Annotated in this window: 21 protein-coding genes; 8 read left to right on the top strand and 13 right to left on the bottom strand. The window is 70.8% G+C overall.

The window, feature by feature from the left end:
- Positions 1-24: 24 nt before the first annotated feature.
- Positions 25-681 carry a DUF3592 domain-containing protein gene (locus ACFFQA_RS14950; RefSeq protein WP_377852539.1) on the bottom strand — a complete coding sequence of 219 codons (657 nt, stop codon included), beginning with the start codon at positions 679-681 and terminating at the stop codon, positions 25-27.
- Between the two features lie 80 nt (positions 682-761).
- Here ACFFQA_RS14950 and ACFFQA_RS14945 point away from each other — a divergent pair, with 80 nt between their 5' ends.
- Entirely contained in the window at positions 762-2021 is a 1260-nt protein-coding gene (locus tag ACFFQA_RS14945; protein ID WP_377852538.1) for an isochorismate synthase, read from the top strand.
- Positions 2022-2113: 92 nt separating this feature from the next.
- Complete coding sequence (locus tag ACFFQA_RS14940) at positions 2114-2599, top strand: CHAP domain-containing protein (protein WP_377852537.1); 486 nt, start codon at positions 2114-2116, stop codon at positions 2597-2599.
- 56 nt (positions 2600-2655) lie between these two features.
- On the opposite strand, the gene ACFFQA_RS14935 is transcribed toward ACFFQA_RS14940, so the two are convergent.
- Both ACFFQA_RS14935 and menD read right to left on the bottom strand, forming a co-directional pair.
- The gene (locus tag ACFFQA_RS14935; protein WP_377852536.1) at positions 2656-4170 is read right to left on the bottom strand and encodes a M1 family metallopeptidase; all 1515 of its coding nucleotides are present in this window, start codon (positions 4168-4170) and stop codon (positions 2656-2658) included.
- Positions 4171-4319: 149 nt separating this feature from the next.
- Positions 4320-6044, bottom strand: a complete 1725-nt coding sequence (menD, locus tag ACFFQA_RS14930) for a 2-succinyl-5-enolpyruvyl-6-hydroxy-3-cyclohexene-1-carboxylic-acid synthase (protein WP_377852535.1) — start codon at positions 6042-6044, stop codon at positions 4320-4322.
- Positions 6045-6130: 86 nt separating this feature from the next.
- Here menD and ACFFQA_RS14925 point away from each other — a divergent pair, with 86 nt between their 5' ends.
- The 4 genes from ACFFQA_RS14925 (at position 6131) to ACFFQA_RS14910 (ending at position 10560) form a co-directional block, all read left to right on the top strand.
- The gene (locus ACFFQA_RS14925; protein WP_377852534.1) at positions 6131-7042 is read left to right on the top strand and encodes a 1,4-dihydroxy-2-naphthoyl-CoA synthase; all 912 of its coding nucleotides are present in this window, start codon (positions 6131-6133) and stop codon (positions 7040-7042) included.
- 5 nt (positions 7043-7047) lie between these two features.
- Positions 7048-8196, top strand: a complete 1149-nt coding sequence (menE, locus tag ACFFQA_RS14920) for an o-succinylbenzoate--CoA ligase (protein ID WP_377852533.1) — start codon at positions 7048-7050, stop codon at positions 8194-8196.
- A 165-nt stretch (positions 8197-8361) separates the two neighbouring features.
- A complete protein-coding gene (locus tag ACFFQA_RS14915) occupies positions 8362-9567 on the top strand; it encodes a DUF8814 domain-containing protein (RefSeq protein ID WP_377852532.1) in 1206 nt (401 codons plus the stop codon).
- 120 nt (positions 9568-9687) lie between these two features.
- Positions 9688-10560 (top strand): 1,4-dihydroxy-2-naphthoate polyprenyltransferase, encoded by an 873-nt coding sequence (locus ACFFQA_RS14910; protein WP_377852648.1) that lies wholly within the window; start codon positions 9688-9690, stop codon positions 10558-10560.
- Positions 10561-10790: 230 nt separating this feature from the next.
- Here the strand turns inward: ACFFQA_RS14910 and cds1 are convergent, their stop codons facing one another.
- The 3 genes from cds1 to ACFFQA_RS14895 are packed head-to-tail and all read right to left on the bottom strand — an operon-like array spanning position 10791 to position 12699.
- Complete coding sequence (gene cds1, locus ACFFQA_RS14905) at positions 10791-11879, bottom strand: L-cysteine desulfhydrase Cds1 (protein WP_377852531.1); 1089 nt, start codon at positions 11877-11879, stop codon at positions 10791-10793.
- 25 nt (positions 11880-11904) lie between these two features.
- Positions 11905-12198, bottom strand: a complete 294-nt coding sequence (locus tag ACFFQA_RS14900) for a DUF4229 domain-containing protein (RefSeq protein WP_377852530.1) — start codon at positions 12196-12198, stop codon at positions 11905-11907.
- Positions 12199-12207: 9 nt separating this feature from the next.
- Complete coding sequence (locus ACFFQA_RS14895) at positions 12208-12699, bottom strand: Lrp/AsnC family transcriptional regulator (RefSeq protein WP_377852529.1); 492 nt, start codon at positions 12697-12699, stop codon at positions 12208-12210.
- A 178-nt stretch (positions 12700-12877) separates the two neighbouring features.
- On the opposite strand from ACFFQA_RS14895, the gene ACFFQA_RS14890 reads away from it, so the two are divergent.
- Positions 12878-13081 carry a BldC family transcriptional regulator gene (locus ACFFQA_RS14890; RefSeq protein ID WP_377852647.1) on the top strand — a complete coding sequence of 68 codons (204 nt, stop codon included), beginning with the start codon at positions 12878-12880 and terminating at the stop codon, positions 13079-13081.
- 31 nt (positions 13082-13112) lie between these two features.
- Here ACFFQA_RS14890 and ACFFQA_RS14885 read toward each other — a convergent pair whose 3' ends face one another.
- Positions 13113-14096, bottom strand: coding sequence for a LysR family transcriptional regulator (locus ACFFQA_RS14885; protein WP_377852528.1), 984 nt, complete (start codon positions 14094-14096; stop codon positions 13113-13115).
- Between the two features lie 534 nt (positions 14097-14630).
- On the opposite strand from ACFFQA_RS14885, the gene ACFFQA_RS14880 reads away from it, so the two are divergent.
- The gene (locus ACFFQA_RS14880; RefSeq protein WP_377852646.1) at positions 14631-14810 is read left to right on the top strand and encodes a hypothetical protein; all 180 of its coding nucleotides are present in this window, start codon (positions 14631-14633) and stop codon (positions 14808-14810) included.
- A gap of 66 nt (positions 14811-14876) precedes the next feature.
- Here ACFFQA_RS14880 and ACFFQA_RS14875 read toward each other — a convergent pair whose 3' ends face one another.
- From ACFFQA_RS14875 to ACFFQA_RS14850, 6 genes are all read right to left on the bottom strand, one after another.
- Positions 14877-16268, bottom strand: a complete 1392-nt coding sequence (locus ACFFQA_RS14875; protein WP_377852527.1) for a nucleotide-binding protein — start codon at positions 16266-16268, stop codon at positions 14877-14879.
- Positions 16269-16456: 188 nt separating this feature from the next.
- On the bottom strand, positions 16457-17416 hold the full coding sequence (ccsB, locus tag ACFFQA_RS14870) for a c-type cytochrome biogenesis protein CcsB (RefSeq protein WP_377852645.1): 960 nt from the start codon (positions 17414-17416) through the stop codon (positions 16457-16459).
- Positions 17413-19014 carry a cytochrome c biogenesis protein ResB gene (resB, locus tag ACFFQA_RS14865; protein ID WP_377852526.1) on the bottom strand — a complete coding sequence of 534 codons (1602 nt, stop codon included), beginning with the start codon at positions 19012-19014 and terminating at the stop codon, positions 17413-17415. Before resB ends, ccsB begins: the two co-directional genes overlap by 4 nt.
- Positions 19014-19808 carry a cytochrome c biogenesis CcdA family protein gene (locus tag ACFFQA_RS14860; RefSeq protein ID WP_377852525.1) on the bottom strand — a complete coding sequence of 265 codons (795 nt, stop codon included), beginning with the start codon at positions 19806-19808 and terminating at the stop codon, positions 19014-19016. Before ACFFQA_RS14860 ends, resB begins: the two co-directional genes overlap by 1 nt.
- A gap of 124 nt (positions 19809-19932) precedes the next feature.
- Complete coding sequence (locus tag ACFFQA_RS14855) at positions 19933-20505, bottom strand: TlpA disulfide reductase family protein (RefSeq protein WP_377852524.1); 573 nt, start codon at positions 20503-20505, stop codon at positions 19933-19935.
- Positions 20502-21107 carry a histidine phosphatase family protein gene (locus ACFFQA_RS14850; protein WP_377852644.1) on the bottom strand — a complete coding sequence of 202 codons (606 nt, stop codon included), beginning with the start codon at positions 21105-21107 and terminating at the stop codon, positions 20502-20504. Before ACFFQA_RS14850 ends, ACFFQA_RS14855 begins: the two co-directional genes overlap by 4 nt.
- Positions 21108-21110 lie beyond the last annotated feature (3 nt).

Here is a 21110-nt window from a genome sequence, read left to right as displayed (position 1 = left end):
ACCGGAAGTCCTGACCCGAACGGACTAGCGACGCAGGTCAGACGCGTCGGTGGGGGCTGTGGTTTCGCCGGGGCCACCGGCATCCCGTGCGGACGGGCGGGCCGGGCGGGTCCGGACGCGCTGGAGCCACCACAGCACGCCGCCCGCGATCGCCCACACCACCAGCACGATCGTGGCCGCTGGCACCAGCGTCAGCCACGCCCCGCGGCCCGCAACCCGCACCAGGTCCGGGTTGGCCTGGTCGTACTCCACCCGGACCACCTGGCCGACCTGGAGCCCGCCGGGGTAGAGCACGCCGTAGCGCGGCACCCGCACGGCGCCGTCCGGCGTGCTGAACCGGACCACCGTGCGGTTGTAGGAGGCGGACATCACCTCGGCCGCGGCGACACCGGGACGCGCGGTGATCTTGAAGTCGTTGGTGTAGGCGCCGATCACCAGGAGCAGGCAGGACGCGGTCGCCAGGGCGGCGACGCCGAGCGTGATCAGCGTGGCCCTGCGCAGGTCGCGGAGCTGGGCCCGGATGGCGGTCCACACCGCGCGCGCCTGCGCCAGCCGGGGGTTGGCCAGCTCGGCCGCCGAAGCCCCCACGGAGGCTTCCAGCGCGTTGTCGAGCGCCTTGTCCCCGGCGTGCCGGTCACCCTCCGCGCGCGGTTCGGCGGCCGAGCTCGTCGGTGTGCTCACGACTGCGTCCTCCGCCACATCAGGTCACTTTATGCCAGACCGGCAGCGCGGCCCGCGCACGTGGCTCATACGCTCGAAGGGTGACCAGCGCTCCGGAGAAGGGCATCGCAGCCAGACTGCGCGTGCACAGCCGCCCGATGGGCGCGGACACCGAACTGCTGGACCTGCTGCCGGCGCCGGACGGCGTGCTGACCTGGCTGCGGGACGGAGAGGGCCTGGTCGGCTGGGGTGAGGCGCTGCGGTTCACCCCGTCCGGGCCGAACCGGTTCACCCAGGCCGACCTGTGGTGGCGCGGGGTCTGCGAGCACTCCGAGGTGCTCGACGAGGTCCGGCTGCCCGGCACCGGCGCGGTCGCGTTCGTGAGCATGGCCTTCGCCGACCACCCCGGCGACTCGGTGCTGGTGGTCCCGAGGGTGCTCGTGGGCAGGCGCGACGGCGTCACCTGGGTCACCGAGATCAGCGCCGACGGTGACGGCGCGCCGGTGAACCGGTCGGTGCAGCCGGTGCGGCGCACGGGCACGGTCCGCTACTCCGAGGGCGAGCTGCCGGTGACCGGCTACCGGCGGGCGGTGCGCGCGGCGGTCGACCGCATGCGCGCCGGTGAGCTGGGCAAGGTGGTGCTCGCGCACGACCTGGTCGCCACCGCGGAGGAGCCGTTCGACCCGAGGTTCCTGCTGCACGGGCTGGCCGAGCGCTACCCGAGCTGCTGGGTCTACGCCGTCGAGGGCCTGCTGGGCGCGACGCCGGAGATGCTGCTGAGCAAGCTCGACGACGAGGTGACCTCGCGGGTGCTCGCCGGGACCAGCTGGCCGCACGGGGGCGTGAGCGCCGACGAGCTGGCCGCCCGGCTGCTGAGTTCGCCGAAGAACCGCGAGGAGCACGCCTACGCCGTCGAGTCCCTCGTGGAGACCCTGCGCCCGCACTGCGCGACGTTGCGGGCTCCCGCGTCGCCGGAGGTGCTGCGGCTGCCGAACGTGCTGCACCTGTCCAGCGACGTCACCGGGCGGTTGCGGCAGACGACCGACGCCCCGTCGCTGCTGCGGCTGGCCGCCGCGGTGCACCCGACCGCCGCCGTCGGCGGGACGCCGCAGAAGGCGGCGGTGGAGATGATCGCGGAGCTGGAGCGGATGGACCGGGGGCGCTACGCGGGCCCGGTCGGCTGGATCGACGCGCGCGGGGACGGCGAGCTCGGCATCGCGCTGCGCTGCGCCCAGGTCATCGGCACCACCGCGCGGCTGTTCGCGGGCTGCGGGCTGGTCGCGGACTCCGATCCCGACTCGGAGGTCACCGAGGCCGCCGCCAAGCTCGTCCCCATCCGCGACGCGCTCGAAGGAAACTGATCTCAGTTCGGCGCAATCCGAAAAGCGACGTTCTGCATCCAAAAGAGGGAACAGAGCGGGACACCCGCTTGATATTTCCTTAACTTGTCGGCATGAAGCCAGCAAGAAGCCTGCTGTTAGCCGCCATGGTGGCGACCTCCTTTCTCGGCTCGACCGCGGTAATCGCTCCGGCGGCCTGGTCCGTCGAGGAGCGCGCGGGCGACGACTATCCGTACAAGGGACAGAGCGGCACCGACAAGTGGGGGTTCTCCAAGCGGTACTGCACGTCCTTCGTCGCGCACCGGCTCAGCCAGCACGGCGTGAACTTCAAGCACGCCAAGTACAAGGGTGAGAAGTTCGGCAACGCCAATACGTGGGACGAGGCCGCGCGCCGCGCGGGGATCAAGGTCAACGGAACGCCGAAGGTCGGCTCGGTCGCCGTGTGGAACAGCGGCGGAGGTGGTGCGGGGCATGTCGCCTACGTGTCGAAGGTCAGCGGCAACAAGATCACTGTCGAGGAATACCACTACCGCAACCACCTGGCGTACGGAAAGCGCACCATCGACAAGTCGGTCCCGTCGACGTTCATCCACTTCTGAGCCCGGAAAGCCTCCGGCCCCGCGGCCGGGGGCTGCGGGGCCGGAGGTGAAAGGGACTACTTGTTGCTCAGGTTGTGCATGATGGCGTGACCGGCCTCGATCTTCGGGACCGACTTCGGCACGATGTTCGCTCTCACACCGGGCGCCTTCGCCCGCGCCGCCGCTTGGTCCGCGCTCAGCTGCGGCTTGCCCTTGGTGAACAGCCACTTCTGGAACAGGTCGTAGAGCGGCTTGCCGGAGATCTTCTCCGACAGCGCGATGAACTCCTCGATGGTGGCGTTGCCGTACTTCTTGTCGGTGTTCCAGGTCTTGAGGATCTTCTTGAAGTTGTCGTCGCCGACCGCCAGGCGCAGCTGGTGCAGCGCCATCGGACCGCGGGTGTAGACGCCGAAGCCGTCGAAGAGCTTGGCGGGCGTGGGGTCGCCGGTGACGACCTGCCAGGCCGGGTCCTCGGCGGGGCGCTGGTAGTAGTGGTCGAAGATCTCCTGCGCGGTGCCCTCGCCCTTGGCCTCCGACCACAGCCACTCGGCGTAGCTGGCGAAGCCCTCGTTCAGCCAGATGTTGCGCCACTTGGCCACCGAGACCGAGTCACCGGCCCACTGGTGCGCCAGCTCGTGCACCACGACCGACACGTGCGAGCCCGCCGAGAAGAATGCCGGGCTGTACACCGGGCGGGTCTGGTTCTCCAGCGCGAAGCCGAGGCCGTAGCTCGGCACGACGCCGCCCTGGGCCTCGAACGGGTACTCGCCGAAGTAGTCCTCAAGGAACGCGATCACCTCGGGCGTGCGCTCGACGCTCGCCTTGGCCGCGGCCTCGGCGTCACCGAGGTTGGCGCCGTAGGCGTTGACCAGCGGCTGCCCCTTGTGCCCGGTGCCGGTCACCAGCTCGTACTTGCCGACCGCGAGGAAGGTCAGGTAGGTGGCCTGCGGCTTGGCGCTGCGCCAGCTCCAGCGGGTCCACCCGGCGAGGCTGGAGCGGCCGAGCAGCTTGCCGTTGGACAGCGCGGTGGTGCCGTCGGGCACCGAGACCGAGACGTCGAAGGTGGCCTTGTCCGTCGGGTGGTCGTTGCTCGGGAACCACCACGCGGCGACGTGCGGCTCGTCGACCGCGAGCGCCCCGTCCGAGGTGCGCTTCCAGTTGTTCTCGCCGTTGACCACCACCGTGGACGGGGTCGCCTCGTACTCCACGACGATCGTGGTCAGCAGGTTCTGGTACAGCTGCTGCGCGGGGGTGACCTGGAGCTCGGTGCCGGTGCGGGTGAACTTCGCCGGCAGGTTGTTGACCAGGACCGACTTCGGGTCGATCGCGAAGTCGAGGTTGAACTGGGTCAGTCGCTGGGTGGGCTTGGCGGTGATGACCGTCGTGCCCCACAGCTTGTCGTCGGCGGGTTGGTAGCGGAGCCGGATGTCGTAGTGCGAGACGTCGTAGCCGGTGTTGCCGTCGCCGGGGTAGTACTCGTCGCCGATCCCGGCGCCCCCCACGGTGTTCGGCCCCGCGGACGCGGGCCAGGCGAGCAGGGCTATCGCGGCGGCGGCCGCCGCCCCCATCCGGAGGCTGTTCTTGCGCAGCACGAAAATCGAACCTCTCGGTCATGGCCGACTTCCCCACAAACAGCCGGCTCGGCGAGCAAGGTAACGCCGAGAATTCGCGGCACACCAGACCCGTCCGTTAACACCCACCAGATGGGATTGACGGGGTTGGCGTTGTCGGCCGACCGGGCCTACGTGCGGGCGCGCACCGCAGAACGCAGGCGTTCGTGCAGCTCACGCAGGGTGGAGCGCTGGGTCCGCACCTCAACCACCCGCAGCCCCGATGACGGTTGGACCTCGGCGAGGAACTGCTCCCTACTGTGAACAAGCACATGCGGTACCCGGTAGGCCGCACACAAAGCGGACAGATCGGCACCGTGCGGAGTAGCGAAAACGCGTTCGAATGAATCAGCGTGTTCGGCCGATCCCTGCTCCAGCAAAGAGAAGATCCCGCCACCGTCGTCGTTGAGCACCACGACGGTGAGGTCGGGGCGCTGTTCGGCCGGTCCGATGAGCAGTCCGTTGGCGTCGTGCAGGAACGTCAGGTCGCCCAGCAGCGCCGCTCCCCACTGGCCGATCCGCTCCTCCGCGTCGCGCGCGCCGAGCACGGCGCCCACCGCGGTGGAGACGCTGCCGTCGATCCCGGCGAGGCCCCGGTTGGCCAGCACGTCGGCGCGGTCGGTGGCCGCGACGAGATCGACGTCGCGCACCGGGTTGGACGAGCCGAGGAACAGCACGGCATCCTGCGGCATGGCCGCGACGAGATCGCGGGCGACCTGCAGGCCGGTTGGCCACGGCTCGGCGGCGAGCAGCTCGTCGACGGCGGTCGCGGTGGCGGCGTCGGCGCGCTGCCACGCGGTGAGCCACTCCGGGTCCGCCTCGCACTCCGCCGAACCGGCGGCGCAGGTGGTCAGCGAGATCGTCGGGGAGACCGAGGTGGCGTGGTGCTGCGGATCGACCCAGTCGGCCCCCTCACCGACCACGTGCACCCTCGGCACCGAGCGCAGCAGCCGCTGCACTCCCCTGGCCAGTGTCGGCCTTCCCACCACGACGACGGCTTCCGGGCGCAGCGGGTCGGCCAGCTCCCCGGCGTTGAGCAGCAGGGTGCCGTGCCGCAGCAGGGTCGCCTTGGTCGCGGCGACGCCGCCCGCTCCCCCGGGTTCGGCCAGCACCGGCCAGCCGCGCTCGGCCGCGACCTCGCCGACGGCGCTGCCCAGCGTCCAGTGCGCGACGCCGACGACGACGAGAGTGCGCGAGGGCAGGTCGAGCGGATCGGCCGCCGTCGCGGGGTTCGCGCGGAAGACCGTGGTCCACGGCGCGCAGTTCTGCCTGCCCAGCAAGGACTCCGGCCAGCTGTCGTCGGTGTCGGGGACCAGCGGTTCGCGGAAGGGCACGTTCACGTGCACCGGTCCGCCCTCGTGCGCGCGCGCGACCGCGCGGCAGATCATGCTGCGCCACACCGGGTTCTGGCCTGCGCGCGACTCGGCGACCGGGAAGTCCATTGTGGACACCAGTGGTCCGAAGACACCGTGCTGCCACGTGGTCTGGTTCGCCCCGGTGCCCAGCAGCTCCGGCGGGCGGTCGGCGGTGAGCACGATCAGCGGCTCCGCCGAGTGGTAGGCCTCAAGCACGGCCGGGTGCAGGTTCGCCGGCGCTGTGCCGGAGGTGCACGCGAGCGCGACGAGTCCCTTGCGGCGCGCGGGAATGCCCAGCCCCTTGGACAGACCGAGCGCGAGGAAACCCGCGCTGCGCTCGTCGATGCGCACGTGCAGGGTGAGCCGCCCCGCCTTCGCCGCGTCGTGCAGCGCGAAGGACAGCGGCGCGTTGCGCGAGCCTGGGCAGAGCACGAAGTGCCGGACGCCGTTGCGGACGAGTTCGTCGACCACGACGCGCGCCTGCGCTGTTGACGGGTTCACCGGTTCAACACCCTCCAATGCCGGACCGTCGACGCGTCGGTGGTGGGGTCATCGGCGGTCAGCGGCACCCGCCTATTCTCGCAGGTGTGCCGTCCAACCAGGTCTCAGAGCTGTTCGATCCGGCCGCTTGGCGGGTCGTAGAGGGCTTCGACTTCACTGACATCACCTACCACCGTGCCGTGGACCAGGGCACCGTGCGGATCGCCTTCAACCGGCCCGAGGTGCGCAACGCCTTCCGGCCGCACACGGTGGACGAGCTCTACCGTGCTCTTGATCACGCCAGGATGAGCTCCGACGTCGGCTGCGTGTTGCTGACCGGTAACGGTCCGTCGGCAAAGGACGGGGGCTGGGCCTTCTGCTCCGGCGGCGACCAGCGGATTCGCGGCCGGGACGGCTACCGCTACGCGGAGGGTGAGACCGCCGACAGCATCGACCCCGCGCGGGCCGGGCGGCTGCACATCCTGGAGTGCCAGCGGCTGATCCGCTTCATGCCGAAGGTCGTCATCGCCGTGGTCCCCGGCTGGGCCGCCGGCGGCGGGCACAGCCTGCACGTGGTGTGCGATCTCACGCTGGCCAGCGCCGAGCACGCGAAGTTCAAGCAGACCGACGCCGATGTCGGCAGCTTCGACGCGGGCTACGGCTCGGCGTACCTGGCGCGGCAGACCGGCCAGAAGTTCGCCCGCGAGATCTTCTTCCTCGGCCGCACCTACGACGCCGAGAAGATGCACCGCATGGGCGCGGTGAACGAGGTCGTGCCGCACGCGGAGCTGGAGTCCACCGCCCTGCAGTGGGCCAAGGAGATCAACGGCAAGTCGCCGACCGCGCAGCGCATGCTCAAGTACGCGTTCAACGCGATCGACGACGGCCTGGTCGGCCAGCAGCTGTTCGCCGGTGAGACCACGCGCCTGGCCTACATGACCGACGAGGCGGTCGAGGGCCGCGACTCCTTCTTGGAGAAGCGCGCTCCCGACTGGTCCCGCTTCCCCTACTACTACTGATCGCCATGCGTCGGCTGGTCGCGGTCGAGGTCGTTCCCGGCGGGACGGTCGAGGGGCTGGCCCGAGCACTCGACGGCTCGGGTCCCGCGCTCCTGCCGATCGCCCCGGGGGACACCGCGCTGGCCACGGCGCTGCACGCCGGGGAGCCGGTCGAGCCAGACACCGCGGTGGTGATCGCGACCTCGGGTTCGACCGGCCGGGCCAAGGGCGTGCGGCTGTCGACGGCCGCGTTGCGCGCGTCGGCTGCCGCCACCCACGCCCGCCTCGGCGGGCCGGGGAGGTGGTTGCTCGCACTGAGCGCGCACCACATCGCCGGGGTGCAGGTCCTGGTCCGGTCGCTGCTCGCCGGGCGGGAGCCCGGGGTGCTCGACACCTCGCAGGGCTTCCGGCCGGACACCTTCGCCACCGCGGCGCGAGCGGTGCTGACCAGCCCGGGAAGGCACTACACCGCGTTGGTGCCGACGCAGCTCGTCCGGCTGCTCGCCGACGGCGGGGCCGGGCTGGACGCGCTGAGGGGCTTCGACGGGGTGCTGCTCGGCGGGGCGGCGACCCCGGACGAGCTGCTCGACCAGGCACTGACCGCCGGGGTCGCGGCGGTCACCACCTACGGCATGAGCGAGACCAGCGGCGGATGCGTCTACGACGGGCGCCCGCTGGACGGGGTCGGCGTGCGACTGAGCGACGACGGCAGGATCGAGCTGTCCGGGCCGACGCTGGCCAGCGGCTACCGGGGCGATCCCGACGCGACGGCGGCTGCCTTCGCCGACGGGTGGTTCCACACCAACGACCTCGGCCGGTTCGAGCCCGACGGGCGGCTCACCGTGCTCGGCCGGGCCGACGACATGATCATCACGGGCGGGGTGAACGTGGCCCCGGCACTGGTGGAACGGGTCCTGTGCGCCGAGCCGGACGTGCTGGAAGCGTGCGTGCTCGGGCTGCCGCACGCGGAGTGGGGGCAGGTCGTCGTCGCCGCCGTGGTGCCGGCCGACCCGGTGCGGCCGCCGGTGCCGGAGCGGCTGCGCGAGCTGGTCCACGCGCGCCTCGGCGGACATTTCGCCCCCAAGCGAATAACCGTGGTCAGGGCGCTTCCACTGCGCGGACCAGGCAAGATCGACCGCCGTTCGCTCGCAGAACTGCTCAGCGGATTTCAATAGCAATATTACTATTGCCGACTAGCCGAATCGGTTATTAGTCCCCTTAATTGACTCCTATATCGTTGACAAGCAACCATTCCCGGCGTTTCCCTGTCGCCGTTCGGAGCGCGTGCCCCCTGCTGCGAGTTCGCTCGCGACACGCGTTCTGGGAACGGAGATGCAGTCATGGCCTCGACCAGACTGCGGCGAGTTGCGGCGTGCGCCGCCCTCTGCGCTGCGTTGGGAACCAGCCTCTTCACCTCGGGTACGGCCGCGCTGGCAGGCCCGGGAGAGACGACCTGGACCGCCGATCTCGCCCAGATCACCGACGACGACGCGAACGTCCGCTTCGCCGACGGCGCGCTGAAGCTGGCGGGCGAGCCGGTGCGGGCGGCCAGCGCGCTGCGCGACCGGGACGAAGGCTCGCTGGTGCTGCCGCCGCACGAGCTGTCCACGCCCGCCACCCGGATCGCCGCCGCCGTGGACGCGTCGGTGCCCGGCGACGCAGAGCTCTCCGTGGACCTGCGCGGCGAGCTGGCTGGCGGGGAGTGGGGTGAGTGGACCTCCGCCCCGGCCGTGCTGCCGGAGCCGACCAAGCGGGTGCAGGTCCGCATCGCCATGGTCGCCGGCGCCGACCGGCGCGGCCCCGAGGTGCGCGGAGTCCGGCTGACCGCCGACTCCGGTTCCCAGACCTCGGCCGGGGAGCAGCGCGGCGAGGCCAAGAGCTACAAGGTCTACGCGACGCGGGAAGGACTCGTCGGCGGCAAGACCGCGAACGGGCACGTCATCAAGAGCCGGGACCACTTCGTCGCGCTGCCGTCCGGCCGCTCGCTCGCCACGAAGAACACCGGCACCTACAGCGTGAAGGTCTGCACGGCCAGCCGCTGCGCGTGGGCCCCGGTGTGGGACAAGGGTCCCTGGAACATCAACGACGACTACTGGAACGCCTCACGGGAGGCGTGGAAGGACCTCCCCCAGGGCAAGCCGCAGGCCCAGGCGGCATACCAGGACAAGTACAACGGCGGTAAGGACTTCAAGGGCCGCGCCGTGCAGAACCCGGCGGGCATCGACCTGGGCGACGGCACGTTCTGGGACGGGCTCAAGCTCAAGGACAACGGCTGGGTCACCGCGACCTACCTGTGGACCGGAACGGGCACCTTCGGCACGGTCCGCAGCACCGGAGGACCGGTCGACGTCCGCAACGCGCCCAAGGGCAGCGCGGCGCAGGTCGGCATGGCGGGCAACTTCGCCCGCGTCCAGGTGGAGTGCCAGGTCTCCGGCGACAGCGTCGTGGGCCCGCAGGGCAACTCCAACATCTGGCTCCGCATCCACAAGGAGATGTACGTCGCCAAGGCCCAGGTCTCCGGCGTCGCCTCCGTGGCGACCTGCTGACCCGGTTCCACGCCCCTCCCCCAATCCCCGAAGGACCCTTCAGCGCGCTGAGGGGTCCTTCGGGGCAGCCGGAGCCCCCGAGGAGCCGGTGTGGCAAGTGCTGGAGGCAAGATGTCCCGCATGGCCTCACTCGCCCAGTGGATCGAGGGCGCTCGCCCGCGCACGCTGCCCAACGCCATCGCCCCCGTGCTGGTCGGCTCCGGCGCGGCGTACGGCGTCGGCGGCTTCTCGTGGTTGCTGTCCGGGCTGCTGCTGATGATGTCGTTGTCGCTGATCGTGGGCGTGAACTACGCCAACGACTACTCCGACGGGATCCGCGGCACCGACGAAGCACGGGTCGGTCCGCTGCGCCTGGTCGGCTCCGGGCTGGCAAAGCCGAAGTCCGTGCTGATCGCCGCGTGGGTGTGCTTCGGGCTCGCCGCGGTGATCGGGCTCGGCGTCGTCGTGCTGACCAAGCAGTGGATCATGCTGGCGATCGGGGCCGCGAGCATCATCGCCGCGTGGTTCTACACCGGCGGCAAGCGGCCGTACGGCTACGCGGGCTTCGGCGAGCTGGCCGTGTTCGTCTTCTTCGGCCTTGTCGCCGTGCTCGGCACCCTCTACGTGCAGGCCGACATGGTCAGCGGCGTCTCGATCGGCGCGGCCGTCGCGGTCGGCGCGTTCTCCAGTGCCGTGCTGATCGCCAACAACCTGCGGGACATCCCCACCGACACCGAGACCGGCAAGCGGACGCTCGCGGTGCGGCTCGGCGACCGCGACACCCGCAGCCTGTACACCGCCGTGCTCGCCGTGCCGTTCCTGATGACCGTGCTGCTGGGCATGCGCCAGCCGCTCACCCTGCTCGGCTTCCTCGCGCTGCCGGTCGCGCTCCCGGCGCTGAGCAAGGTGTTGCGCGGCGGGACCGGGCTGGCGCTGATCCCGGTCCTGCGCGACACGGGGATGGCGATGCTGGTCTGGGCGATCGGCACCACCATCGGCCTCGCGCTGGGCTAGAACCCGGCCCCAGGGGCAGCACTGCGTGGCCTCGCATGGCCTCGCGTGGTCGAGGTTTTCGCGTTTTGTCACCTTGTTGCGCGAAAGAGCGCTCCCAATTCGCATCAAGGCTACAAAACGCGAAAAGGAGGGGGGCGCGTGGTGGGTTTCGAGGGTGAAGGGGTGGGCGTCAGCGACGGGGTGTTCCGCTTCCTGGAGGACAGGGCGCGGGCCTGTCCGGGCGAACCGCGCTAGCCCGCCCACTCGCCGGTGCTGTGGAACTTCTCCAGCACCTGCGTGTACGGGGCGATGTCGATCTTCTCCTGGGCCAGCCAGGCGTCGTCGTAGTAGGTGTTGGCGTAGCGCTCACCGCCGTCGCAGAGCAGCGTCACCACGCTGCCGCGCCGACCGTGCGCCCGCATCTGCGCGATGAGCTGGAACGCGCCCCACAGGTTGGTCCCGGTCGACCCGCCGACGCGCCTGCCGAGCAGGTCCTCCGCGTGCCGGATCGTCGCGATCGACGCCGCGTCCGGGACCTTGATCATGCGGTCGATGACCTGGCCGACGAACGAGGGCTCCACGCGGGGACGGCCGATGCCCTCGATCCGCGAGCCGCGCTCGCCGACGAGGCCGGGCTCGCTGTCCCGCCAGGCGTCGAAGAACACCGAGAACTCCGGGTCGACCACGGCGAGCCTGCTGCGCAGCTTGCGGTAGCGGACGAAGCGGCCGATGGTCGCGCCGGTGCCGCCGGTGCCCGCGCCCACCACGACCCACTCCGGCACCGGGAACCGCTCCAGCGCCATCTGCTCGAAGATCGACTCGGCGATGTTGTTGTTGCCCCGCCAGTCCGTTGCCCGCTCGGCGTGGGTGAACTGGTCCATGAAGTGCCCGCCGAGCTCGGCGGCCAGCCGGTGGGACTCCTCGTAGAGCGCGCCCGCCTGGTCGACGAAGTGGCAGCGCCCGCCCTGCCGCTCGATCAGCCCGATCTTCTCCTTGCTGGTGGAGCGGGGCATCACGGCGATGAACGGCAGTCCGAGCAGCCGCGCGAAGTACGCCTCGGACACGGCCGTGGAGCCGGAGGACGCCTCGATCACCGGCGTGCCCTCGGTGACCCAGCCGTTGCAGATCGCGTAAAGGAAGAGCGACCGCGCGAGCCGGTGCTTCAGCGAGCCGGTCGGGTGGGTGGACTCGTCCTTGAGGTAGAGGTCGATGCCCCACTCCACGGGCAACGGATACGGCAGCAGGTGCGTGTCGGCGCTGCGGTTGGCGTCGGCGTCGATGATCCGAACGGCCTCGTTGACCCAGTCCCTGGTGCTCTCGCAACACCGATCCAGATGCATACCGGGGACCTTACGTCGGCGAGTGCTAGCTGGTCTCGCCCCGGAGCTGGGCGCGGAAGGCCTCGCGCTCGGCCCTGCGGCGGGAACCGACCTCGGCAAGCCCGGTCGCCACGCGGACCCGGAGCCCCTTGAAGATCACCAGGGACGCGGGCAGCGCCACGACGAGCGCGACGAGCAGCGCCACCAGCAGCGGGACGTGCGCCAGCGCCAGCAGCGCCGCAACCACCGCGACCGTGCCGAACCGGGCGACGGTGTAGAGCACCAGGTCGCGGGTCAGCGCGGCCTTGGAGACGGGCTGTTGCTGCTCTGTTTCGGACACGCCCTCAGGTTACGCGCCGGGCTGCGTCGCACTCGTCACCGGCGGTTCACCCACCGAGCCGGGGGTGTTCGGCCGCCCCTCGAAGCGCGTGGAGAGCACGACCGTGGTCCTGGTGCGGGCCACCCCGTCTATCCGCCGCAGCCGCCCCAGTGCGCGCTCCAGCTCGTCCACGGTGGCCACCCGGACCTTCACCACGAACGCCTCGTCGCCCGCGACGGCGTAGCAGCTCTCGACCTCGGGCAGCTCCGCGAGCGCGGCGGCCACCTCGTCGTCGTCACCGGTGTCCGTCGGCTGGATCCCCACCAGCGCGGTCACGCCGAGGCCGACGGCGCTCGGGTCGACCATCGCGTGGTAGCCGGTGATCACGCCGGAGGACTCCAGCTTGCCAACGCGCTCGTGCACCGCGGACGCGGACAGCCCCACCTGCCTGCCCAGTTCGGCGTAGGTGGCCCTGCCGTTGTCGCGCAGCGCCGCGATGATCCTTCGGTCGACAGCGTCCATGGTCGCAAGAGCGTAGAGGCTCGCCGTCCGGATGGTCAGACCTGCCCGAAGCGCACGTTTCGTCCCTTACCTACCCATTACCTGCGGACAAACGTTCGAGTACCCGGGGCATCAGGTGCCACGATGCGTCGTGCAACTCGGAGATCACGACTGAGGTGGGGAGGACACCGTGACAACGATGCGTGCGGCAGTTCGTCCGTCCAACGAGCGCCTGCTGACTCCCGGTGAGGTGGCGACGCTGTTCCGGGTCGACCCGAAGACGGTCACCCGGTGGGCGACCGCAGGCCGGATCGGCTCGATCAGGACGCCGGGCGGACACCGACGTTTCCGGGAGTCCGAGGTGAACTCGCTGCTGGCCGAGCTCACCACGGAAGCCACCTGACACCGGAACCTGAGGCGACGCACCCGGCCGGTCAGCCGATGGCCGGGTGCGCCTCCGGGTGGGTCTCCCACCAGCGGGCGAAGCTGTCGTTGTACTCGACGAGCCCCAGGTAGGCGTCCGCCGCCGCCAGCCGGACCAGTTCGCCGTTCTCCGCGAACCGCTCGCTGGACCATGCCACGTCCAGCCGCCGCACGATGGGATCTCCCACCAGCGGCCGCACCACGATCCCCAGCCCCTCCCGCGAGGTCGCCTGGGCCAGGCTCACGCACTGCCCGCTGGCGACGAAGCTGCGCGCCGCGGTGGTCTCGGTGGCGTGGTGCCGGATCCTCGGCTCGAACCCCGCGCGCTGGCAGGCCCTGCGCAGGTGCGCCGACTCCCCCGAGTCGAGCAGCGGATCGATGATCCACGACTCCTCGGCGAGGTCGGCGAGGTCGATCTCGGCTTTACCCGACAGCGGGTGCTGGTCGCCGAGGGCCACGAAGACCGGCTCCACCGCGACCAGCTCCATCCGCCGCACGGACGGCAGCGTCGGCAGCTCGTGCCCGGCGAACTGCTCGACGACCACCACGTCCAGCCGGTCGGAGTCGATCATCCGCAGCAGCGCCAGCGAGGACTGCTCGGCGTGGCTGTAGACCTCGGTCTCGGTGTCCGGGCGCAGCGAGGTGAACGCCCGCCGCAGGCTCAGCGCGAGCTTGGCGGCGATCGGTCCGGGCACGGCCCCGATGCGCAGCAGCATCGGCTGCTCGCACACCTCCAACTGCGCGGTCCAGGACCGCAGCTCGTCCAGTTCGGCGAGCACCGTCCGCGCCTTGGCCAGCACGTACCGGCCGTACGCGGTGGGCTCGACCCCGCTGGGCGACCGCTCGAACAGCGGAATGCCCATGGTGCGCTCGATGCGTTGCAGTTGGGCGGACAACGACGGTTGAGAAAGCCCCAGGGTGGCCGCCGCCCTGGACACGCTGCCGGTGTCCGCGACGGTCAGCAGAACTCTGAGGTGCCTCACCTCAAGCTCCATAACGCGGATGTTATGGGCAGCTGGGATGTGCGCCCCTCCGCTCAACGGGTCATATTTGGGTTCAGTCATTCACAGGTGGCGGGAATTCCACCCGGAAGGAGATGACCGGCAGCCAAGTGGAGCAGTGCCGGTCGGCGATCGCGGCGCCCGCGGTCCCCGGCGCCGGCACTGTCGGAGCGGCGGCGAGCAGCAGCCTCGGGACGACAACGGGTTCCGGTGGTCGTGAGCCCCTTGCGAGGGCAGGGGGACCGACGGGACCCGTTGGACGGTGGCCGAGAGTCCCGTGGCGCGCCACGTCGCTCGTGGGGCGGGCTTTGGACCCGGTTCGCCCCTCCTTTACCCGGTGAACCTGCGGCGGCGGACGTTCACCGGGTAGGGACTTCACCCCCGGTTCGCTCACCGATCACTACAGTGGTCGGTGAGCGGACCGGGATTTTTGCGTTGGTCGGCGAGAGACCCGGGACGACGTCGGCGGAGCGGGGCTAACCTCGGCTGTGTCGGACGTGGGAGGAGGCAGCGGTGTTGTACCTGTACATGCTGGCGGCGATCGGTGCGGTGACCATCTCCGCCTTGCTGTGGCGGGCCTTCGGCCCCGAACAGCAGTCCGGTAAGCCGCGCAGCGCTACTCTCGCGCCGGATGACGACCCGGAGTTCCTGCGCAGGCTGGACGAGCGCAAGCGCCGCGAGCGCAGGGAGCCCGAGGAGGGCCAGTAGCAGCGGGCTGAGACCAGACGGAAAAGGGGCGTCCCCACGTGGGGACGCCCCTTTCCGCTGTCCGGGTCAGCTGGAGCGGGCGCGGGCCACCGCGTGCGGGAAGTCGTCGGCGACGACGGCGCCGAGCTCCAGCATGGCCAGCCGGGTCTCCGGGGCGAGCTGGTCCAGCTCGATCTCCGCGCCCTCCTCCAGGTGCGGGTCGAACGGGATGCGGCAGACCGCGCGGCAGCGCGAGGCGAAGTGGTCGGAGAGCTTGTCCAGGTCGACCTTGCCGGAGCGCGGGCGAACCGAGTTGATCACCGCGACGGAGCGGGCGACCAGGTCGCGGTAGCCGTGCGCGTCCAGCCAGTCCAGCGTGGCCGATGCGCTGCGGGCGCCGTCGATCGAGCCGGAGGAGACGATCACCAGCGAGTCGGCGAGGTCGAGCACGCCCTTCATCGCCGAGTGCATCAGTCCGGTGCCGCAGTCGGTCAGCACGATGTTGTAGAAGAGCTCGAGCAGGTCGACCGTGCGGCGGTAGTCGTCCTCGCTGAACGCCTCCGAGACCGCCGGGTCCTGCTCGCTGGCCAGGACCTCCAGCCGGCTGGGGCCCTGCGAGGTGTAGGCCCGCACGTCGCTGTAGCGGCGGATGCGCCCGGCGTCGCGCAGCAGGTGCCGCACGGTGGCCGTGGTCTCCAGCGGGATCTTCTGCGCGAGCGTGCCGCGGTCGGGGTTGGCGTCCACCGCGATCACCCGGTCCCCGCGCAGCGAGGAGAAGGTGGAGCCGAGGCTGGCCGTGGTGGTGGTCTTGCCGACGCCGCCCTTGAGGCTGAGCATCGCGATCTTGTAACAACCCTGGACCGGCTGGTTTATCCGCGCGATGAGCTCGCGGCGGTGCAGGTCGGTGGTGCTCTCACCGAGGTTGACCAGGTGACCGCTCGCCACGTAGACGGCACGGCGCCAACCGGACTGCGGCGGTCTCTTGGTCTGCTTGAGCAGCTGCGCCGAGGACAGGTCCTGTGCCTGGTGGCGGCCCTGGTGCTGCTGCGGCGGCGGGGGCGGCTGCTGCGGGTAGCCGTGCTGCTGGAGGTAGCCGGGCGGCGGCTGCTGCTGGGGGTAGCCCGCCGGGGGCGGCGGGTACGGCCCGGACGGGCTGCCCTGCACCGGGTAGGGGCCGGACGGGCCGCCCGCGACCGGGTACGGACCCGACTGGTTGCCGCTGACCTGGTACGGACCCGACTGGTTGCCCTGCACCGGGTACGGCCCGGAATGGTTGCCTGCGACCTGGTGCGGGCCGGACGGGCTCTGCACCGGCAGCGGTCCCGAGGGTGTCGGGTCGCTGGCCTGCGCGGCCGTGGGCACGGTCTCGGTCGGCGGGTCGGCTGGCGGGGTCCACGCGGGCTGCTGCTGGGCGCCGCCCTGGGGCTGCGTCCAGTGCGCGTCCTGGCGAGACTCGGGGTCCTCGTGGCGTCCGGTCACCGCTGGAGTCCCTCCTCGGGCGACGAGTGAGTCGTGCGTGCGACGGGCCAACCCGCTCCCGGGTTCCCCGAGCATCACTGGGCGATGTTCTCGCGACCAGGCGCTCGCCGCATCGCAGAGCTCGGGCCGAGACCTCCCCGACCCCGCGCCGACGTTAGTCGTCCGAGGCAGACGGCGTTGACTCGGGGTCAGACGCCGGCGTAGGAGTGCAGCCCCGTGGTCACCAGGTTCACGAAGAACAGGTTGAAGACCATCATCACGAACCCGAGCACGTTGACCCACGCGGAACGTGAACCGCGCCAGCCCGCGGTGGCCCGCGCGTGCAGGTACCCGGCGTAGATCACCCAGGCGATGAAGGAGACGGTTTCCTTGGGGTCCCAACCCCAGTAGCGGCCCCACGCCGACTCGGCCCAGATCGCCCCCGCGATGATCCCGAACGTGAAGATCGGGAACGCGAAGACGGTCAGCCGGTAGGACAGCCGGTCCAGCGCGTCCGCCGCCGGCAGCCTCGGGCCCATCGTGGCGAAGCGCTCCGGGTTGTTCTCGTGCGGCAACCGGACCAGGTAGAGCAGCGACGCGACACCGGAGACGAGGAAGACGCCGCTGGCGAGGATCGCGGCCGAGACGTGAATGGTGATCCAGTACGAGCGCAGCGCGGGCATCAGCGGCGCGGCCTCGACGTAGAGCAGCTTCCCCGCGACGAACAGCAGCAGCATCATCGGCAGCATCACGAACGCGCCGATGTGGCGTACGTCGTGCTTGCGCAGCACCACGAGCCACGACACGACCGCGACCAGGCAGATCGCCGAGCCGAACTCGTACATGTTGCCCCACGGCACCCGCTGCGTCGCCAGTCCGCGCAGCAGCAGCGACGCCGCGTGCAGGACGGCGGCGAGCACCGTCAGCGCCACCGCGGTGCGGCCGAGGCGCTCCGGCAGGGTGCGGCCTTCGGAGATCGTGGAGGTGGTGCTCGGCTCCGGCGCGACCTCGGGGCCACCGGCCGCGACGAGCGCGCGCTCGCGTTTGCGGTCCGGGTTGCGGGTGAAGCCGTACTCCGCGGCGTGCAGGACGAGTACGACGAGGTAGATGGCCAGCGCGCTGTTGAAAGACCAGTCGCTGAACGTGGCGAGGTTCGGGTTGACCATCAGCGTTCCTTCCCGGGCCGCAGCAGATCCGCGGCGAGCGTGGTGAACTCCTCGCCGTAACCGGCCTGGTCGGTGCGGGCCAGCCCACCGACCTCGACCACGGTACGTGCGTTTTCGGTGCCATCGGGCGCGGGGGTGGCCCGCAGCCACACGCGACGGCGCTTGATGCTGAGCGAGGCCCCGATGCCGAGCAGCACCAGGACTCCGGCGACCAGCACGCCGAGCCTGCCGGGGTCGTAGCCGACCTGCACGCCGACCCACCGCTCGACGCCGTCGAAGTGGATCCGGGTGCCGTCGTCGAGGACGATCTCCTCGCCGACCCGCATGTTCTGCCTTGCGACCTTCTTCAGCCTTCCGCTGTCCACCATGGACTTGTCGATCTCGAAGATCGACTGGCCCTTGCCGGACTCGTTGCCGAGGTCGCCGCGCATCACGTCGACGGCGACGGCGGGGTCCTTCAGGTCGGGGAACACCGAGCTCATCAGGGTGCCCTCGAACGCGGCGGTCGGCGCGAACAGGCCGGTGATCGCGAGCTGGCCGGTGCGCCGCTTCTCCAGGTCGGTCACGCCGGGCGGGTCGAACTTGGTCGCCCCCTGGGAGAGCAGCGTGACGGTGTTCATCGTCTGCCACTGGGTCGCCTCGGTGCGCTTCTGCCCGTCGGGGAAGGTCACCGTGAAGCGCGGCGCGTAGCCGTGGCCGAGCAGGTAGACGGTCCCGCCGGTCAGCCGCAGCGGGCTGTTGACCTCAAGCGCGGCCTGCCGCCACGTGCCCGTCTCCAGGTCGTCGACGTCCTGGTAGGACACGTTGGCGCGGAAGCTGTCGGCCTGCCCGTTGTGCAGGAAGGTCGCCGTGAAGTCGTCCACCTTCATGCAGAACGGCGTCAGCTCGGTGCCGTCGATCCGCAGGCCGGGGCGGAAGCTGTCGTAGGCGTAGATGCCGGAGTTGCAGAAGCCCTGCGCGTCCCCGGCGCGGATGATCACCTGGCCCTCGAAGCCGAACATCTTGCCGAAGGCGATCGCGACGAGCATGCCCATCAGCGCGAAGTGGAAGACGAGGTTGCCCGCCTCGCGCAGGAAGCCCTTCTCCGCGCTGATCGTGTGCGAGCCGTCGTCCTCGACCCGGACCTCGGTGCGCCAGCCGCGCAGGCGGGTGCGCGCCGCGGCGACGACGTCCTCAGCCGATGTGTCCACAGTGGACTTCGCGTGGTGCGGCATGCGCGCCAGGTTGCGCGGGGTCAGCACGGGCTTGGCCCGCATCTGCCTGGCGTACTCGACGGTTCGCGGCACCAGGCAGCCGACCAGCGAGATGAACAGCAGCACGTAGATCGCGGAGAACCAGACGCTGCCGAACACGTCGAACAGCCCGAGCCGGTTCAGCACCGGCGCCAGGTTGGGGTTGTCGTCGAAGAACTTCCCGACCTTGTCGCCCGCGGTGAGCCGCTGCGGCAGCAACGCCCCCGGCAGCGCGGCCAACGCCAGCAGGAACAGCAGGATCAGCGCGGTGCGCATGCTTGTCAGGCCGCGCCAGGTGTTGCGGAGGAACGCGATTCCCGCGGCGACTGGCCCCTGCTTCATCGGTGGCGCCTTCTGGTCGGTGGTCATCAGATCGGCAGCTCCGTCGTGCTGATCAGTGTGATCTGCAGCCACTGCACGAGATAGGCCCAGGTTCCCGTCACGAGCATCAGACCGACAACGACGAGCAGCACGCCGCCGGTGAGCTGGACGCCCCTGGTGTGCCTGCGCAGCCAGCCCGCGCTCCGCAGCGCCCACCGCGCGCCGAGCGCCAGCAGGACGAACGGCAGCCCGAGGCCGAGGCAGTAGGCCAGCACGAGCACCACGCCGCGCAGCGTGGTCGGACCGACGGAGGTGCCCGTCGCCACGGCCATCACGCCGATCAGGGTCGGGCTGAGGCACGGAGCCCACCCGAGCCCGAAGACCGCGCCGAGCAGCGGTGCGCCCCACAGACCGCGCTTGGCGGGCTGGCGGTGGATGCGCACGTCGCGCTGGAGCGCGGGGATGAAACCGAGGAACACCAGCCCCATCGCGATGGTGATGACGCCGCCGACGCGCTGGAGGACGTCGGCGCTGCCGTACATCGCGTCGGAGAGTCCGAGCACCGCGATCGTGGCCAGCCCGAAGACGACGGTGAAGCCCCCGACGAACAGCAGCGCGGCCAGCACGACCCGCCACCGGCCCGCGCGGTTGGCCGCGCGCCGCTCCGCCTCGTCGGCGGTCACCGGTGGGGCCTCCGCGCCGGTGAGCCCGGCCAGGTAGGCGAGGTAGCCGGGAACGAGCGGGATGCAGCACGGCGAGGCGAAGGAGACCGCGCCCGCGAGCAGTGCGACCGCGACGGCCAGCAGCAAGGGGCCGGACTGCGCGATCTCGGTGGGGCTCACGACAGTTCAGAGTAGGTACTCCACCCGAAGACACCTCCGGCGGGTGGTCCTACCAGGAAAAACTGTGTCGCGGCCCACCTGGGCGGAGCCGGTGGGCTTATGCCCAGCTAACGGGGTGCCGTGCTCACCTCGGCTCGGCGGCGATCCGTTGCACGACGGGCAGCAGGTCGGTGTCGAGCAGGTCGGTCAGCAGCACCGCGGCCACCCGGTGCTGCCGGTCGAGCACGATCGTCGACGGGACGACGTTGCGCGGGTAGTTCCGCAGCGCGAGCAGTGACCGCCCGGCCGGGTCGTAGATCGACGGGTAGGTGATGCCCCGGTCCCGCACGAAGTCGGCCGGTGCGGTGCGCGAGGGGTCCCGCAGGTCGATCCCGAGGAACTGCACACCGGAGTCCTTGGTCTGCTGGTGCACCCGTTCCAGGTCGTCGGCCTCGGTCCGGCATGCGACGCACCACGCGCCCCAGAGGTTGAGCACGACGACCTTGTCCCGGTAGTCCGAGACCTTGATCGTCTTGCCCTCCTCGAGCAGGCTCTCGCCCTCCAGCGCCGGCAGCCGTTTGCGCTGCTCGCCGTCGTAGAAGATCTTCAGCTGGCCGCCGGGGGCGACGAAGGTGAACTCGTCCGGCGCGGCGCTGCCGCTGCCGCAGCCCGCGAGCACGAGCATCCCGATCGCGACCAGCGCCGCTCGCAGCCTCATGCCCCGGTCACCCTCGGATCGGTCTTGCCGACCGGCTCGGCGTAGCGGATGCGCACCAACTGCTCATCCTCGAACACCAGCGAGGTCAACGACGCCAGCGAGCACTGCCGCCGCCGGGGGTCGTGCCAGAGCCGTCTGCCCTCCAGGAACCGGCGCAGCGTCCAGATCGGCAGCTGGTGGGAGACCACGACGGCCTCGTGGCCGGTGGCGATGGCCCGCGCCCGCTGCACGGCGCCGAGCATCCGGTGCGCGATCTTGAAGTACGGCTCGCCCCAGGACGGCCGGAACGGGTTGTACAGCTTCGGCCAGTGCGCGGGCGAGCGCAGCGCGCCGTCGCCGACCGCCACCCGCAGGCCCTCGAACTTGTTCTCCGACTCGATCAGCCGGTCGTCGATGGCCAGCTCCAGCTGGTGCGACTCGACCAGCGGGCGGGCGGTCTGCTGCGCGCGCTCCAGCGGCGAGGCGACCACGTGCACGATGTCGTGGTCGGCGAGGAACTCCGCGACGAGCTTGGCCTGCTGCTGTCCCGCGCCGGAGAGGCGGAAACCCGGGAGGCGGCCGTAGAGGATGCCCTGCGGGTTGTAGACCTCGCCGTGCCGCATGAC

The sequence above is a fragment of the Allokutzneria oryzae genome (assembly GCF_042429765.1).
Taxonomy (GTDB): Bacteria; Actinomycetota; Actinomycetes; order Mycobacteriales; family Pseudonocardiaceae; genus Allokutzneria; species Allokutzneria oryzae.
Note: the sequence above shows the minus strand (reverse complement) of the source record. Positions and strands in the feature narration are given on the sequence as shown.

Coding starts and splice junctions, on each gene's coding strand:
- ACFFQA_RS14885 (WP_377852528.1), bottom strand. CDS start 14,096: ATGGAGCTTGAGGTGAGGCACCTCAGAGTTCTGCTGACCGTCGCGGAC.
- ACFFQA_RS14880 (WP_377852646.1), top strand. CDS start 14,631: ATGCTGGCGGCGATCGGTGCGGTGACCATCTCCGCCTTGCTGTGGCGG.
- ACFFQA_RS14890 (WP_377852647.1), top strand. CDS start 12,878: ATGCGTGCGGCAGTTCGTCCGTCCAACGAGCGCCTGCTGACTCCCGGT.
- ACFFQA_RS14895 (WP_377852529.1), bottom strand. CDS start 12,699: ATGGACGCTGTCGACCGAAGGATCATCGCGGCGCTGCGCGACAACGGC.
- menE (WP_377852533.1), top strand. CDS start 7,048: ATGCGTCGGCTGGTCGCGGTCGAGGTCGTTCCCGGCGGGACGGTCGAG.
- ACFFQA_RS14915 (WP_377852532.1), top strand. CDS start 8,362: ATGGCCTCGACCAGACTGCGGCGAGTTGCGGCGTGCGCCGCCCTCTGC.
- cds1 (WP_377852531.1), bottom strand. CDS start 11,879: ATGCATCTGGATCGGTGTTGCGAGAGCACCAGGGACTGGGTCAACGAG.
- ACFFQA_RS14910 (WP_377852648.1), top strand. CDS start 9,688: ATGGCCTCACTCGCCCAGTGGATCGAGGGCGCTCGCCCGCGCACGCTG.
- ACFFQA_RS14855 (WP_377852524.1), bottom strand. CDS start 20,505: ATGAGGCTGCGAGCGGCGCTGGTCGCGATCGGGATGCTCGTGCTCGCG.
- ACFFQA_RS14940 (WP_377852537.1), top strand. CDS start 2,114: ATGAAGCCAGCAAGAAGCCTGCTGTTAGCCGCCATGGTGGCGACCTCC.
- ACFFQA_RS14850 (WP_377852644.1), bottom strand. CDS start 21,107: ATGCGGCACGGCGAGGTCTACAACCCGCAGGGCATCCTCTACGGCCGC.
- resB (WP_377852526.1), bottom strand. CDS start 19,014: ATGACCACCGACCAGAAGGCGCCACCGATGAAGCAGGGGCCAGTCGCC.